This window comes from Leisingera aquaemixtae (assembly GCF_006740765.1).
GTDB lineage: Bacteria > Pseudomonadota > Alphaproteobacteria > Rhodobacterales > Rhodobacteraceae > Leisingera > Leisingera aquaemixtae.
Window position 1 is genome coordinate 418,029 of record NZ_CP041159.1, and the last position, 14,730, is coordinate 432,758.

The following is a 14,730-nucleotide window of genomic DNA, read 5'->3' on the forward strand; positions in this document are numbered from 1 at the left end:
GGAGGGTCAGGCTTGCCTGGCTTGCAGTGCGGCGCTCCCGGCGTCCGGGGTGCCTGTCCATTTGGCGATCTGATCCAGCAGTTCCTGCTTGCGCACGGGTTTGGACAGGAAACCCACCATGCCCGCCGCGCGGCAGGCGGCCTCATCAGTGCTCAGCACATTGGCGGTCAGGGCCAGGATCGGGCAGGGCGCGCGGCCGTTCTCCTGCTCCCACGCCCGCAGCCGGCGGGTCGCCTCAAGCCCGTCCATCACCGGCATCGACATATCCATAAGCACCAGATCGAACGGCTGCGCCGCAAAGGTCTCGACCGCCTCCTGGCCGTTGCTGCAAATGGTCATCTGGATGCCGGACGGGCCGAGCATCTTCTTCAGAACCAGCTGGTTGGTGCGGTTGTCCTCCGCCACCAGCAGCCGCAGGCGGCTGAATCCTGCGCCCGCTGGCGCGGCTGCCGCAGCCAGCGCAGCCGGGGCAGCAGGCTCTGCGCCGGGCTGCAGCGCCACTTGCAGCATCCGCAGCAGCACCCTGTTGCGGGCAGGTTTCATCAGCACGTGCAAGGTCCTGCACTGCTTGAGCGCCTGGTATTCCGAGATCAGCCGGCTGCCGACGCAGAACACCACCGGCAGCTCCCGGCAGCCGGGCAGGCCGTGCAGCCGCTGGCACAGCTGCCTGGCCTGTTCCAGCGGCACGCTGTTTTCCACCAGCACCAGGTCCGGCTGCTGCTGCCGGGCGGCCAGCGCTTCCACCTGCTCCAGCAGCTCTGCCGCCCCGGGCGGGACCATCGTGTCCGCCCCCCAGTAGGCCAGCTGGCGCAGCCGCACATCGCGCGAGAACGGCAGATCGGCCACCACGGCAACCCGTTTGCCGGCCAGCGGCCTGGAAGGCGCCGGTGACGGAGCCGCAACCGGCAGCGTCAGGCACACAGTGAAGCAGGAGCCCTTGCCGGCCTGCGAGACCACGTCGATGCGCCCGCCCATGGCCTGCGCCAGCCGCGAGGAGATGGCCAGCCCCAGACCGGTGCCCTCAAAGCGCCGTGCGGTGGTGCTTTCCACCTGCTCGAAGGCGTGGAAGATCTGGCCGATGCTGTCTTCGGGGATGCCGACGCCCGTGTCGCGGACGTCGATGCACAGCGGAATGTTGTGGCTGGGATCGTAATTCAGCGTGATGCTGATGTGGCCCTCCAGAGTGAATTTGACGGCGTTGCCGACCAGGTTCATCAGGATCTGCCGCACCCGGCCGCTGTCGCCGATGAACTCCGGCGGCGTGTGCTCGGGGATGTCGATGCAGATTTCAACGCCCTTGGCGGTGGCGCTCGGCGACATCAGCGTGGCCACATCATAGATCACATCGCGCAGGTTGAACGGCTGCTGCAGCATCTGCGCCTTGCCGGCTTCCAGCTTGGAAAAGTCGAGAATGTCATTGACGATGCGCAGCAGCGCCTCGGAGGAGGCGAGGATCGTGCTGGTGCAGGACGTCTGTTCCGGGGTCAGCCGGGTTTCGTTCAGCACCTCCGCCATGCCCAGAACGCCGTTGATCGGGGTGCGGATTTCATGGCTCATGGTGGCCAGAAAACGGGACTTCGTCTCCGTTGCGGCCTCTGCGCGGGCCTTTTCCTGCTGCAGACGCTCGGCAATCCGCTTCTTTTCCTGCAGGCTCGCGGCCAGCGTGTCGAGCGCTGCGAATACGGCGCGAATCTCGTCTTCGGCCTTTGGCGGGCCGGATTGCTCGCCGCTGGCCAGCCGCTGCAGCTTGGCGGCGGCCGATTGGATCGCCGCTGAAATGGCGTGGGCCTTGCGCATCGAAAAGATCAGTGCCGCGGCCATGATCAGCGCGGTCCCCGTCAGCCCGAGCACAAAGATGCGGGACAGCGCCTGGTTGGTTGCCGCCACGGTGTGCTCCGCGTGCGCCGCCGCAAGGGCGGTCACCAGCGCGGCCTGCCGGGTGACGGCTTCGCTGCTCATCATCAGCGCGCTGAGCGTGGGGATCTCTTGGGCCGGCTTGATGCTGAGCAGAACCACTGCCATCTGGCACCATTCCGCCAGCGCCTGGTTCAATGCTTCAGCTTCACCGCGGAGCGGCGCCGGCAGGGGCTGCTGCAGGAGGGCGCTCAGATCGCGGTTGATGACCTGAAGATGCGCCTGGAATTCTGCGGCCACGTCCTCCTGCGGGATCAGCCGGGTCATCGCCAGCACGTCCTGGGCATAGGTTTGGGCGGCCGTGATGCCGGTGCTGACGCTGCTGGTGCGGCGGGTGACTTCCAGGGCGGCCTCCAGAACGGCGTCCTTGCGGCTGGACGCATAGACCGCCATGCCGCCGACCAGCAGCACAGCAAACAGCGCCGCAACCGTAATCACAAGAACCGGCAGGACGATGGATCGCTTGATGATCATGAACGGATGCCTTCAGCCGCGCGCATCAATTGGCCGGCAGGATCGGAGTGGGCACATTGGTTTCATTGTCCGTCAGTGTCTCAAGAAAGGCCATGAGGTCTGCAATGTCGCCCTCGCTGGCGGCAAACCCCGCGATGTCCGTTTGCCGCTCAACGCCCGCCGCGCCGCCATCGGCGTAATGGCGGAGGACCGCAGGCAGCGACGGCAGCGAGCCGTCGTGCATATAGGGTGCCCGCAAGGCGATGTTCCGCAGGCCCGGGGTTTTAAAGCGGAAGTACCCGGCGGGATCCTGCGGTGACACGCCGCCGCTGCCCAGGTCCGAGGCGGGCAGGCCGATGTCGTGCATTTTGTTGTCGGTGAACATCCAGCCGGAGTGGCAGGACACGCAATTTGCCCGCCCGGTGAACAGCGCAAAGCCGCGTTTGGCGGCCTCCGGCACTGCGGCGTCATCGCCGCTGACCCAGCGGTCAAAACCGGCAACCCCGCTGACAATGGTGCGCTGATAGGTGGCGAGGGCGGTGAGGATGGTTTCCTTGCGGATGCCCTGGCCGGGAAACAGCCGCTCGAACCAGGCCTTGTATTCGGTCACTGCCGTCAGGCGGGCGGTAATGTCCTCAAAACTCGCGTTCATCTCATCCGGGGCGGTGATCGGCCCCACTGCCTGTTCCTCCAGGCTGGCCGCGCGCCCGTCCCAGAACAGCGGCGTGATCCAGGCAGCATTCAGGATCGTCGGCGCATGGCGGTGCACGGGGTTGTCGGCGGCGCCGATCGCCTTGGGCACCGGGGTTCCCCAGCCGAAAGAGGGGTTGTGGCAGCTGGAGCAGCTGATGTTCTGTGCGCCGGACAGGCGCGGGTCGAAGAACAGCATCTTGCCCAGGGTGGCAATTCCGCGGTCATAGGGCGCGTTCTCCGGAAACGGCACGGTATCCGGACGCCGGAACGCATCGAGCCCGGCGGGTTGCGCCAGGCTCTGGACGGCCCAAAACAGCAGCGGCACCACGGCGGCGGCAGCTTTCCACTGCATTCAGGACCTCCTCTTGCAATCCATTCCTACCTATCCGGAATGGCAGCTTCTGAGAAGGCCGTTAATTTTACGTGAGCCATACATGTTTGCTGCGGCTGAGGAGGCGGGTATCCGCCCGGATTCATGGCTTGCCGGACACTTTCTTGGGGCCAATGCGCCGCGTGATCAGCCAGGGGCCGGTCTTCAGCACCATCAAAGCAAATCCTGCGGTCCACACCACGGCGGAAACCGTGATCCCGTCCCAGCCCGCGGCAAGCTCTGCACTGCCCGCAAGACGCAGGGCGGCCGCGCCCAGCAGCAGCATGAAGGCAAGCGTCAGGGCCGGGCCTGCCACCAGCGGGCGGCCGCTGTGGCCCATGGTGGCGCGCATCATTACCGCAAGGGTCATGCCGCCGATGGCGCCGATGCCCAGGATATGCGCCGCCGCCGCGGGCTGCAGCAGGCCGAAGGGCACGCCGCCCGCCGCGATCAGCCCCGCGGGCACCAGCGCATAGGCCAGGTGCAGCATCAGCAGCAGCGGATCCGGCAGGGTGGCAAGGCTGCGCCAGCGCGCCAGCCGCAGCAGGTGCAGCAGGCCCGCGGCCAGCAGGAGCGCGCCGCTGACGGCGGCCCAGGGCGCTGCGGTCCAGGCCACCAGCGCCGCCGCGCCAAAGACCAGCGTCACCGCGTCGAACTTGCCAAAGGGCGCGGGCATTTTCGCAGCCCCCTGTTTCGCCAGCCAGTTGCGGGTGAAGCTGGGAATGATCCGCCCGCCGATCAGCATGATCAGAAAGATCAGAACCGCAATGCCCAGGCGGCGCGAGACATCCGCCGCGCCTTCGGTCATCGCTTCAAGGTGAAAGCATAGGTTGGCGAGGCCCAGCAGGGTGACCGGTACCAGAACCTTGAGGTTGCGCCAGTTTTCACCGGCGATGATCTCGCGCGCGATCATTGCGATGACGGCGGCCAGAAAAGCGCAGTCGACCAGCAATACCCCCAGCGCGGGCAGGTCCAGCCAGCCGGCCATCGCCAGCCGCCCCAGCAGCCACAGTCCGGAAAGCAGCGCCAGCGGCCAGCCGCGGGCAGGCATCCGCCCGGTCCAGTTCGGCACCGCAGTGAACAAAAAGCCCGCAACCACGGCGGCGCCATAGCCAAAGATCATCTCGTGAATGTGCCAGTCTGTTGCCTGGAACGGCCCGCTATACCCCAGGTCGCCGCGCCAGATCAGCAGCCAGGCGGGCACCGCCAGCAGGGCAAACAGGCAAGCGCCCAGAAAGAACGGCCTGAAGCCGAAGGAAAATAGAACAGGTCCGGTATATTCGGTTCGCGCAGCCATGGTGGCCTCCTTGCGTCCGGTCAACGAAGGGCGGGCGGCACTGGTCAGGTGCCGCCCGCCGGTTCAGCGCAAGGGACGCAATCTTTCGCCGAACCCCGTGGATCAGCTCCGGCGGGCAGGGTCGAGGGAGGCTACCCCGGTTCCGGGTGCCGGTTTTTCCCGCACGGTTGTTTCCTCTGGCCTCACTATGCGATAACGGCGGGGAGACCTCTTTGTCCTTCAGCAAACTTGCGGTGCATTCTTGTCCAAGCTCGACGAAAGCCTTCTGACCGGTCTGCCGCCCTTCAGCCTCCTGGAGCGCAGCCAGATCCGCGAAATCCTCGATCAGGCGCTGCCCAAGCGCTATGACGAGGGGGCGGAGATCTTTCATGAGGGCCATGACGCCGAACGCTTTCACCTGCTGCTGGACGGTTACATCCGGGTGGTGAAGACCACCGAAGGCGGTGAGCAGATCATCGCGCTGCATATTTCACCGGGCCAGCTGTTCGGCATCGCGCCTGCGCTGAACCGCGACACCTATCCGGCCACCGCCATCGCCGCCTCGGAATCGCTGGCGCTGTCCTGGCCGGTGCGGTTGTGGGGGGAGTTCACCGCCACGTACCAGGGCTTTGCCACCGAAAGCTACAACACCCTGGGCCAGCGGCTCGGCGAGATGCAGACGCGGATCACCGAACTGGCCACGCAGGCGGTGGAACAGCGGGTGGCAGCGGCGCTTCTGCGGATGGTGACCCAGTCGGGCCGCAAGGTGGAGGAGGGGATCGAGATCGCCTTCCCGGTGACCCGCCGCAATATCTCGGAGATGACCGGCACCACGCTGCACACGGTCAGCCGCTTGCTGTCGGCCTGGGAGAAAGACGGCGTGGTGAAATCCACCCGCAAGCACATCGTGGTCACCGCCCCGCACAGGCTGGTGGTTTTGAGCGGGGCGCAGGGGTAGCAGCAGGGGGAGCAACTGGCGGCAGACCGGCCAGTGTTCCGCTGTCCGGCTTGTTCCATCACGGACAGAGCGCGGATCAGCCCAAGCATCCCCGGTGGCAGACATGCCTGCGCAACAGCTGTCAGGCCACTTGCAGCAGGTATTCCCGGCGCCGTCTGGCAGCCCGGCTATGCCCGGTGTTCAGGATGGTTGACCGTTCCGGGGCGGACTCAGGTGTCTTCGGAGTCCTTCGAGGGCGGGTTGCCGCGCTCATACTGAAGCCGGGAACGTCTCAGGCGCTCAATCTTGTTGCGGCGCATTTCGTTTTCGTCCTCCAGGATTTCACGCGCTGCACGCGCGGTCTTTTCCATCGCCGTCTCCTTGCGGGTCAGGCCGGCAAGTTTCAATTCCTCAGTGTTAAGCTTGGACATCTGTTCACTCCTGCGAGGCTGATTTTGGGAGAGTTCCATTGCGCGCGCGAAAGCTCGGTTCGGACCTGCTCCCGGGTGCGGCAAGGGGCCGATGGAAGCGGCGCAGCTGCGGCGGCGCCGGTAAAGCGTCGCAGGTTACGCGGCGGCGGGGAGGTCCGCTTGGAAACCGGCGGTGTTAACGGCCGAGAGGAATGCGTCACGGGCGGCGCCGACAGGCGCGAGACAATCCATGACGGCATCGATCTTTTCAATCGCAACATCTCTGTTGCGGTCGGAAACCGGCCAAGCTTTCTGCAGCCAGAAATGGGCTTGTTCGATTGTGGTGATTTTTTGGGTCCGGCCCTCGGAAGGCAGGAAAATGGTCATGGGAGTGCCCCAGGAAATTTCTATCAAGTTCTATCTTTCTGTGCTTTTTGGAAAACCGCGTCTGACAGACAGTTTTGGCAGATGCGGGAAACGGGAGCATTGCAACATGCTCCCGCTAGAGGTCTCAGGCCGTCAGCGTCTTATGCGAGGGCAAGGTTGCTGGCGGACTCGCGTCCGTCGCGGCCGCTTTCGATGTCGAAAGTCACGGCCTGGCCGTCGTCAAGCTGCTGGATGCCAGCGCGTTCCAAGGCGGAAATGTGGACAAAAATGTCCCGCGATCCGTGCTCGGGCGCGATGAAACCAAAACCTTTTTGAGAATTGAACCATTTCACGGTGCCATTGGCCATCGTGTCGTCTCCTTTTGAAATGCTATCCGCAACACGCGATAGCCCGGCCCAGTGTCAACATCGGAACAACTGGGGCCGTGAGGAAACAGAAGGTCGTAGGAAGCGCTTTGCTCCACCAAGGTGGGGTATGCGACTCGCGATTGCAAGGGACCATCAGTGATATCTTCAAAATAGTTTTTATATGGCCGCCATGACGCCCCTTAACTGCTCGCGGAACGCCATCTCCTCCAGCCCGTATTCCTCGCACGCATCAACCAGCGTGTGGAACGGCGCGATCGGGCAGCCGGGGCAGAGCATCTGGCGGTTCATGAACTCGCCCGCGCAGGCCGGCCAATGGTGGAACAGCTCGGAAAGCGGCAGGTCGGGATTGTCGAAATCTGGGCGTCGCATGGCCTGTCCTCCTTTTCCTGCATTTTGCGTGCAGCAATGCGCCCGGTCTTTGCGCTTCAACAACATATCCGGCAGTGCGCGCAGTTAGGCAGGGCCTATCCGCAACTGTACTCAGGACCGCGATATGTCAGAGATACTTACCAAGTCGCGGGCCAGGAACGTGTTCTACGGGGGCTCCTTGTTCTTCGTCGTCGTGTTCGTGGCCATGACCGCGCACAGCCACCGCTTCATCGTGAACACATCCACCGCTGGCATGGAGCTGACCGACGAGGTGCGCCAAGGCAAGCATGTGTGGGAGCGTCATTCCTGCATCAACTGCCACACGCTGCACGGCGAGGGCGCCTATTTCGCACCGGAAGTGGGCAATGTGATGACCCGCTGGGGCGTGCTGGATGACCCCGAAGGCGCCTATGAAATGCTCAATGGCTGGATGAAGGCGCAGCCCTCCGGCGTCGAGGGCCGCCGCCAGATGCCGTACTTCGAACTGACCGAGGAAGAGACCAAGGCCTTGTCCGAATTCCTGCGCTGGGCGGATCAGACCGATACCCAGAACTGGCCGCCGAACGACGCGGGCTGAGGGGAGAAAAGCAATGAAATATCAATCTCAAAAAGTGGCCTATGCCTATTTCATGGTGGCAATGGGCCTGTTCGCCATTCAGGTTCTGGGCGGTCTGCTGGCCGGCTGGATCTATGTCTGGCCCAACACCTTGAGCGAGCTTCTGCCGTTCAACATCGTGCGGATGCTGCACACCAACGCGCTGATTGTCTGGCTCTTGCTGGGCTTCTTCGGTGCCGCCTATTACCTCGTGCCGGAAGAATCCGAGCGTGAGCTGTTCTCGGTGAAACTCGCCTATATCCAGCTGGCAATTCTTGTCGTTGGCACGCTGGGCGCAGTCGGCTCCTACCTTGTTGGCATCCACGGCGGGCGGGAGTTCCTGGAGCAGCCCCTGTGGGTCAAGTTCGGCATTCTGGTTGCGGCGGTGATCTTCCTTGTGAACATCTCCCTGACCGTGCTGGCAGGCCGCAAGACGGCGATCACCAACATCCTCCTGATGGGCCTGTGGCTGTTGTCGCTCCTGTGGATCTTCGCCTTCATCAACCCGGACAACCTCAGCTTGGACAAGATGTACTGGTGGTTCGTTGTTCACCTGTGGGTCGAAGCCACCTGGGAACTGGTGATGGCCGCGATCCTTGGCTACCTGATGCTGAAACTGACCGGCGTTGACCGCGAGGTGGTGGAGAAATGGCTCTATGTCATCGTGGCGCTGGCCCTGTTCTCCGGCATCCTCGGCACCGGCCACCACTTCTTCTGGATCGGCACGCCCGGCTACTGGCAGTGGATCGGCTCGATCTTCTCGACCCTCGAAGTGATCCCGTTCTTCGCGATGATGAGCTTTGCCTTCATCATGGTCTGGAAGGGCCGCAAGAACCACCCGAACAAGGCCGCGCTCCTGTGGTCGCTCGGGGCATCCACCGTGGCCTTCTTCGGCGCTGGCGTCTGGGGTTTCCTGCACACGCTGCACGGGGTGAACTATTATACCCACGGCACACAGATCACCGCCGCCCACGGGCACCTCGCGTTCTACGGCGCCTATGTGGCGATGAACCTGGCGATGTTTACTTATGCGATGCCGCAGCTCAAGAACCGCGATCCCTATAACCAGGTGCTGAACATGGCGTCCTTCTGGCTGATGACCGGCGGCATGGCCTTCATGACCTTCGTGCTGACCTTTGCCGGCACCATCCAGACCCACATGCAGCGCATTGTCGGCGACTACTTCATGGACGTGCAGGACCAGCTGGGACTGTTCTACCTGATGCGCCTCGGCTCTGGCGCGGTGGTGGTCTTGGGCGCGCTTCTGTTCATCTACGCAACCGTTGTGGTCCGCCGCGAAGTCATCAAACCCGGCCCCGTGGCCGTACCGGGAGAGTAAGCCATGAACGCGATGAATATGCCTTCCGTGCCCTTCTACCGTCCCGCAGGCGATGAATGCACCGTCTTCGAGATGGCCCAAGCCAACGGTCTGCCCCTTCTTCTGAAGGGGCCCACCGGCTGCGGCAAGACGCGGTTCGTGGAACATATGGCGGCCCGGCTCGGGCTGCCCCTCCACACCGTTGCCTGCCATGACGACCTGTCCGCCGCCGACCTGATCGGGCGCTACCTGCTGAAAGGCGGGGAGACGGTTTGGGTCGACGGCCCGCTGACCCGCGCGGTGCGCGAGGGCGGCATCTGTTACCTCGATGAGGTGGTGGAGGCCCGCAAAGACGTGGCCGTGGTGCTGCACCCCTTGACCGACGACCGCCGCCGCCTGGTCATCGACCGCACCGGCGAGGAGCTGGCAGCCCCCAAGCCCTTCATGCTGGTGGCCAGCTACAACCCCGGCTACCAGAACATCCTGAAGAAGCTGAAACCCTCGACCCGGCAGCGCTTCCTGTCGATCGGCTTCGACTTCCCGGAGGCTTCTGCCGAAACCGCGGTGGTTGCGTCTGAGAGCGGGCTGGACGAGGACCGCTCCGCCGCGCTGGTGCGCTTGGCGGGCCATATCCGCAAGCTCTCCGGTATGGATCTGGAGGAAGGTGTGTCCACCCGCCTCTTGATCTACGCCGCGACGCTGATCGCCAAGGGCATGGGCGTGGAGCGCGCGGTGGAGGCCGCCATCATTGAACCCCTCAGCGACGAGAGTGACGTGCAGCAAGCGCTGCGCGACCTTGCCGCCAGCGTCTACGGGTGATGCCATGATCCACGCTCTCGACCTTCTGGAACCCGAAGAAACGGTTGGCAACCTGTGGCACGGCATGGCCACACGGATCGGCGCCGCAGAGGATGGGGCCGAACACACCGTCCGGTTCGAGGACATGCGCGCCAGCGCGGCGGCGCTGTTCCGGGCGCTGGGCGGGGCCGGGGGCGTGGAAATCCAGGTGGCGCCTGCGGTGCTGTCGGATCACCGCCCGGACCGGCTGCGCCGCATCGGCACCCCGCGGGAAATGGTGCATGTGGCCGGCTTTGACGGCGAGCGCCTGCGCCTGCCACCGGAAATGGCCGCATTTTCAAGCCGCGAGTTGAACCGCAAGGCCTACCTGTGGCTGGCCGCAATGGCCGCCATGATCGAATTGCCGGACCGCAACGAGGACCGCTATCAAGCCGACCAGCTGGAGATCGCCGCCAATGCCCGCGCCGCCGACAAGGTGTTTGCCGCCTGTCCGGGGCTGCGGTCTGCCTATGGCGACTTTTGTGCCTATATTGCCGGGACGCGCAAACGCAACGGACTGCCGCGGTTCGAGGCGCGGATCGAACGTATGGTGCTGGACCAGATCGGTTCCGACTGCCGGATTGCCGAACCCTGCACCTGCACCGCCCCGCGCGGTTACCGGACGTTTCAGCCGGTGCCGTTCTGGCTGCGCTTGGCCGCACCGCAGGCGGGCAGGGGGGCTGCCCCCGAAGCGGAGGAGATGAAAACACCCGGTCTCGCCGTCTCTACCCGCAAGACGGCGAAACGGCAGGATCAGGACCAGACCACCCGCAAGGACAGCTTCATCGTTCACCGGTTCGAATCCATCCTGTCCTGGGCCGAAAGCCTGAACATCAACCGGATGGTCGATGACGACGACAACGAGAACGCCCAGAAAGCGGCGGAGGATCAGGACAATCTCACCCTCTCGCAGCACATGAAACGCGCTGCGTCGCGGCTGCGGATCTCGCTGGACCTGTCGCCGCAGGATGCCGAGCACGAGCGGCTGGCGGGGCAGTTCACCTATCCCGAATGGAACCACCGGCTGGGCAAGCACATGCCCGCCCACGCCCGCGTTCTGGAAGCCGAGGGCAAGCCCGCGGACAGCTTCCAGCCCGACCCGCGGCTGGTGTCCCGGGTGCGCCGCCAGTTCGCGCCGCTGCACCCGCGCCGGGTGATGCTGCCGCGGCAGCTGGACGGCGATGAGCTGGATCTGGAAGCGGTGGTGAAATCCCATGTCGATCTGGCCTGCGGCCAGCAGGGTAGCGACCGGGTCTGGCAGGCCAGCCGCCCGATGGCCCGCGACCTGAGCGTGGCGGTGCTGATGGACTGCTCCCGCTCGACTGAGGCCACGGTCGGCGACCGCCCGGTGATTGAGACCGCCCGCGAGGCGCTGGCAGCCCTGGCCAGCGGCATTGCCACCGCAGGCGACCGGCTGGGCATCTGGGGGTTCTCCTCCCTGCGCCGCGACCGGGTGTTCCTGACCCGCGCCAAAGGCTTCGAGGATCCGATGTCCGAGGCGGTCACCGCCCGCATCGGCGGCTTCAAACCCGGCCACTACACCCGCCTTGGCGCGGCAATCCGCCATGCCTCTGCCCAGCTGGCCGAGGAAGGATCCGAACGCCGCCTGCTTCTGGTGCTGACCGATGGCAAGCCCAACGATCTGGACCACTATGAAGGCGTGCACGGCATCGAGGACAGCCGCATGGCGGTACGCGAGGCGCGCGCCCTAGGCCAGTCGGTGCATGGCGTGGTGATCGACGCCGACGGGCAGGACTGGTTTGCCCGCATCTTCGGGCGCGCGGGGTTCACCCTGCTGCCCGACCCGGACCGGCTGCCGCGCGCGCTGCCGGAAATCTATCAATCCCTGACCATGGAGCACTGAGATGAAACGCATCCTCTCTTTGGCCCTGCTGGCCCCTTCCAGCGCCTTTGCCACCACGTTCGAGCGTCCGATCCCGCAGCCGCAAACCGAAACCGCGGAGTTCTGGTTCCTGATCGGCTCCATCGCCCTGATCGTCAGCCTGGGGTTTGTCCAATACCTGGTGAGCCGGCGATGACACCGCGGCCTTCCTGGCGGCTGCTGGCGGCGCTTTACCCGTTCGGGGCGGGCGCGGCGGCCGTCAACATCTTCTTTGCCTCGCTGATCGCCAGCTGGATCGGCTGGCGGGTGCTGACCCCATATGAGTCGGTGGCCTGGGGGCTGCTGCTGGGGCTGCCTTTGACCTATGTCTTTGCCCGCCATATCGAGCGGCTGAAGCAACAGGCGGACGGCGGCTGACCCCGCCGCATGGCCAAATGAAAAGGGCCCTGCACTGCAGGGCCCTTGAACCGTTTGAAACCGGCGGGACTTCAGGTGGCAAGGCGGCTCGGGGGGATGGGGGAGCCGCCTTGCCGCGGGATCAGCCTTCTGCTGCCAGCAAGCCGGCCTCTTCCGCTGCCTGCACCTCAGCCAGGTCGGCTTCGCCATCGGCGTTGGAGTCGATGGTGGCAAAGGTTTCCGCGGTCAGATCCGGATAGGCCGCCTGCAGTTCCTCCAGCGAATAGGTGCCGTTGCCGTCCGTGTCAGCCTCGGTGATGGATTCCATCGCGGCCAGCGGCGAAGCAGCCAGAGCAGCAACAGCGGCGGCGGTCAGCGCGAATTTTTTCATGTGAGACACTCCATTCGTTTGTTTGGTGTTCTACCTGCGGCCACGGTGTTCCGCGTGCCGTGGCATAGAGCTAGGGCGTGCAGGCGCCGGGCGCTATCCCCTTGGCCGCAGGAGAGAATTTCAGGCACCGCACCGCCGGAAACGGGCGCCGGCTTCGGCGCTTTGCCGCCCTGGCGGCCGGCTGGTCCTTTCTCCGCTCAAGCCCGGCAGCCGGTCCCGCAGAATTCTGCCAGTGCCGGCGCAGGCACCGGGCCGCGTCTTGAAATGGGGGAGGTCTGATACAGCGGCGGCTGCCGGACACAGCCGGACTGCCGGCGCCACGAATGCTTCGCCGCAATTCACGCGGCGGATCTGAGCATTTGGCAGAGGACCGGTGTTCCCGGTTTACCGGGCCGGAACGGCAAAGCCGCCATTCAGGGCGCTGACCGCAAGCTCTGACCCCGTGTTGCGGCTGGCCATCCGCTCCAGGTTGACGATGGTCGACAGCATGATGCGGTCATGGCTCCAGTCGCTGGGCCGCTGCAGCAGCATCGCGGTTGCCAGCACCACCCCGGCCATCGCCAAGGACACCAGCCCCCAGCCCAGCGAGTTCGGCCCCCGCGGCTGAACTGCCGTCACCGCGATAATGCGGCGCTGCAGAGACGCGCCGCGGCGGGTTTCGCGGCGGTCGACCAGCGCCACCGCCGGGCTGCGGCGCATGAACAGGCCCGGGCCGCGGGCGGCATGGGCGCAGGCGCGGATCAGGCATTCGCAATAGGCGCGCACATCGAAACCGGGCCGCGCCATCAAGGCCTGATCGCAGGCAAACTCCCGCAGCAGCCGCACTTCGCGCCGCCACATGTAAAAGGCGGGATTCCAGAACAGCAGCGGGCGCAGCATCTCCAGCAGAAACTCGCATTCGATGTCGCGCTGGCGGAAGTGCTGCAGCTCATGGGCGATGGTCAGGCGCAAATCGCGCGGGTCATTGAGCAGCGCCGAGGGCAGCACCACATAGCGCCGCAGCAGTCCGCGGGTGGAATAGGCGACGCGGATGTCATCGGACACCATCAGCTGCACCCGGCCGATGCGCTTCCAGGTGAAGGCGCCCGCCAGGTTCTGCCGCAGACGGAAGACGGACGCGGCCACATGCGCCAGGCAGAGCAGCGCCCCGGCGGCAAACGCCGCGGCAAGGGCCTGTGCCCACAGCGGCTGCAGGCTGGTGAGCCCGCGCACCGCATCCTCGCGCAGGCCCAGGGTGGCCTCGAACGTGCCGGCGCTCATGCTGACATTGCCCTGCAGGTACTGCGAGACCAGCATGTCGGAGAAATTCGGCGGATGGGCGATGACATAATGGGTGAAGGCAAGGATCAGCACCGGCGAGGCCGCCAGCAGCACAGTCATCCCGTTCAACAGCCGCAGCTGCGGCCGGTAGGCGCGGCCCAGCGGGCTGCGCGCCAGCGCCTTGCGGGCGGCGAACCACAGCAGGGTGCCCGCCAGCAGCAGGATATTCAGGTCAATATAGGCGTTCAGCAGAACATCAGTTGGCATTGTCCCCCAGCCTTTCCTCCAAGAGCGCCCGCATCTCCTCGAGCATCTCGTCGGTCACATCCTCATCATCGACCAGCCGCGCCACCAGGGCGGCGGGCGCGCCGTTGAAAAGCTTGCTCGAAAGGTTTTTCAGAGATGTTTTCTGATACTCTGCCTTGGGAACGGCGGGGCGGTAGACCAGGGAGCGGTCCTTGCGCTCGCTGGTGAGAAAGCCCTTTTGCTCCATGATCTTGAGAACCGTGGCCACTGAGGTATAGGCGCGTTCCTGCACCTTGTTCAGCTCCGCCAGGATATCGCGCACGGTGCCGCCGCCCAGGTCCCAGACGACAGTCATGAATTCCAGCTCGACCTCGGTCAGCAGGGAAGTGTCGTGTTTCTTGCGCATCGCCTCGGCAGTCCGGCTCATTTGGTGGTTCCAGTCATGCTAGGGGAAGGGGGCTCCCGTGAAAACTATTTTCTTAGAAGATGCGCGGCGGCGGGGGGGGCTGTTGTTAAAATGTGCGCTGCCGCGCGAGTCTATTCAGCAGGATTGCGGGGTGATGGGCCAGTCTTTGGGACGGTGCCTGGCGCATCTGTTCAGGGGGTTGGCTGAGACGGCCTTGAAGGGCAGGTTTGCCTTCAAGGCCCGTCTTCAGTGTGTTTAAGG

At 64.9% G+C, this 14,730-nt stretch carries 17 protein-coding genes; 7 read left to right on the plus strand and 10 right to left on the minus strand.

The features are described from left to right. Positions 1-6: 6 nt before the first annotated feature. The 3 genes from R2C4_RS03765 to R2C4_RS03775 form a co-directional block, all read right to left on the minus strand. On the minus strand, positions 7-2,388 hold the full coding sequence (locus tag R2C4_RS03765) for a hybrid sensor histidine kinase/response regulator (RefSeq protein WP_141889645.1): 2,382 nt from the start codon (positions 2,386-2,388) through the stop codon (positions 7-9). 25 nt (positions 2,389-2,413) lie between these two features. Further along, the gene (locus R2C4_RS03770) at positions 2,414-3,412 is read right to left on the minus strand and encodes a cytochrome-c peroxidase (protein WP_141889646.1); all 999 of its coding nucleotides are present in this window, start codon (positions 3,410-3,412) and stop codon (positions 2,414-2,416) included. Between the two features lie 121 nt (positions 3,413-3,533). Next, on the minus strand, positions 3,534-4,727 hold the full coding sequence (locus R2C4_RS03775; RefSeq protein WP_141889647.1) for an NnrS family protein: 1,194 nt from the start codon (positions 4,725-4,727) through the stop codon (positions 3,534-3,536). A gap of 241 nt (positions 4,728-4,968) precedes the next feature. Here R2C4_RS03775 and R2C4_RS03780 point away from each other — a divergent pair, with 241 nt between their 5' ends. After that, positions 4,969-5,664 carry a Crp/Fnr family transcriptional regulator gene (locus R2C4_RS03780; RefSeq protein WP_141889648.1) on the plus strand — a complete coding sequence of 232 codons (696 nt, stop codon included), beginning with the start codon at positions 4,969-4,971 and terminating at the stop codon, positions 5,662-5,664. A 209-nt stretch (positions 5,665-5,873) separates the two neighbouring features. On the opposite strand, the gene R2C4_RS03785 is transcribed toward R2C4_RS03780, so the two are convergent. The 4 genes from R2C4_RS03785 to R2C4_RS03800 all read right to left on the minus strand — a co-directional run bounded on the left by R2C4_RS03785 (position 5,874) and on the right by R2C4_RS03800 (position 7,177). After that, entirely contained in the window at positions 5,874-6,074 is a 201-nt protein-coding gene (locus tag R2C4_RS03785) for a hypothetical protein (RefSeq protein WP_058286545.1), read from the minus strand. 135 nt (positions 6,075-6,209) lie between these two features. Next, the gene (locus R2C4_RS03790; RefSeq protein ID WP_141889649.1) at positions 6,210-6,440 is read right to left on the minus strand and encodes a DUF982 domain-containing protein; all 231 of its coding nucleotides are present in this window, start codon (positions 6,438-6,440) and stop codon (positions 6,210-6,212) included. A 140-nt stretch (positions 6,441-6,580) separates the two neighbouring features. Then, positions 6,581-6,787 (minus strand): cold-shock protein, encoded by a 207-nt coding sequence (locus R2C4_RS03795; RefSeq protein ID WP_008553396.1) that lies wholly within the window; start codon positions 6,785-6,787, stop codon positions 6,581-6,583. Between the two features lie 177 nt (positions 6,788-6,964). Continuing rightward, on the minus strand, positions 6,965-7,177 hold the full coding sequence (locus R2C4_RS03800; RefSeq protein ID WP_141889650.1) for a hypothetical protein: 213 nt from the start codon (positions 7,175-7,177) through the stop codon (positions 6,965-6,967). Between the two features lie 124 nt (positions 7,178-7,301). Between R2C4_RS03800 and R2C4_RS03805 the strand changes: the two genes are divergently transcribed. Genes R2C4_RS03805 through R2C4_RS03825 form a run of 6 tightly spaced genes read left to right on the plus strand, consistent with a single transcriptional unit; the run spans position 7,302 to position 12,187 of the window. Next, positions 7,302-7,754, plus strand: a complete 453-nt coding sequence (locus R2C4_RS03805) for a c-type cytochrome (RefSeq protein ID WP_141889651.1) — start codon at positions 7,302-7,304, stop codon at positions 7,752-7,754. Between the two features lie 13 nt (positions 7,755-7,767). Then, positions 7,768-9,111 carry a cbb3-type cytochrome c oxidase subunit I gene (locus tag R2C4_RS03810; RefSeq protein WP_058286548.1) on the plus strand — a complete coding sequence of 448 codons (1,344 nt, stop codon included), beginning with the start codon at positions 7,768-7,770 and terminating at the stop codon, positions 9,109-9,111. A gap of 3 nt (positions 9,112-9,114) precedes the next feature. Continuing rightward, entirely contained in the window at positions 9,115-9,909 is a 795-nt protein-coding gene (locus R2C4_RS03815) for a CbbQ/NirQ/NorQ/GpvN family protein (protein ID WP_008557247.1), read from the plus strand. A 4-nt stretch (positions 9,910-9,913) separates the two neighbouring features. Continuing rightward, complete coding sequence (locus R2C4_RS03820; protein WP_141889652.1) at positions 9,914-11,791, plus strand: nitric oxide reductase activation protein NorD; 1,878 nt, start codon at positions 9,914-9,916, stop codon at positions 11,789-11,791. Position 11,792: 1 nt separating this feature from the next. Next, a complete protein-coding gene (locus tag R2C4_RS21170) occupies positions 11,793-11,966 on the plus strand; it encodes a hypothetical protein (protein ID WP_167510233.1) in 174 nt (57 codons plus the stop codon). Continuing rightward, positions 11,963-12,187 carry an NnrT protein gene (locus R2C4_RS03825; protein WP_141889653.1) on the plus strand — a complete coding sequence of 75 codons (225 nt, stop codon included), beginning with the start codon at positions 11,963-11,965 and terminating at the stop codon, positions 12,185-12,187. Before R2C4_RS21170 ends, R2C4_RS03825 begins: the two co-directional genes overlap by 4 nt. Before the next feature lie 121 nt (positions 12,188-12,308). On the opposite strand, the gene R2C4_RS03830 is transcribed toward R2C4_RS03825, so the two are convergent. The 3 genes from R2C4_RS03830 to R2C4_RS03840 all read right to left on the minus strand — a co-directional run bounded on the left by R2C4_RS03830 (position 12,309) and on the right by R2C4_RS03840 (position 14,490). Continuing rightward, positions 12,309-12,557, minus strand: a complete 249-nt coding sequence (locus R2C4_RS03830; protein ID WP_008554669.1) for an EF-hand domain-containing protein — start codon at positions 12,555-12,557, stop codon at positions 12,309-12,311. A 384-nt stretch (positions 12,558-12,941) separates the two neighbouring features. Continuing rightward, positions 12,942-14,084 (minus strand): M56 family metallopeptidase, encoded by a 1,143-nt coding sequence (locus R2C4_RS03835; RefSeq protein WP_141889654.1) that lies wholly within the window; start codon positions 14,082-14,084, stop codon positions 12,942-12,944. Then, on the minus strand, positions 14,074-14,490 hold the full coding sequence (locus R2C4_RS03840) for a BlaI/MecI/CopY family transcriptional regulator (protein ID WP_008555282.1): 417 nt from the start codon (positions 14,488-14,490) through the stop codon (positions 14,074-14,076). The genes R2C4_RS03835 and R2C4_RS03840 overlap by 11 nt, the downstream gene beginning before the upstream one ends. Positions 14,491-14,730 lie beyond the last annotated feature (240 nt).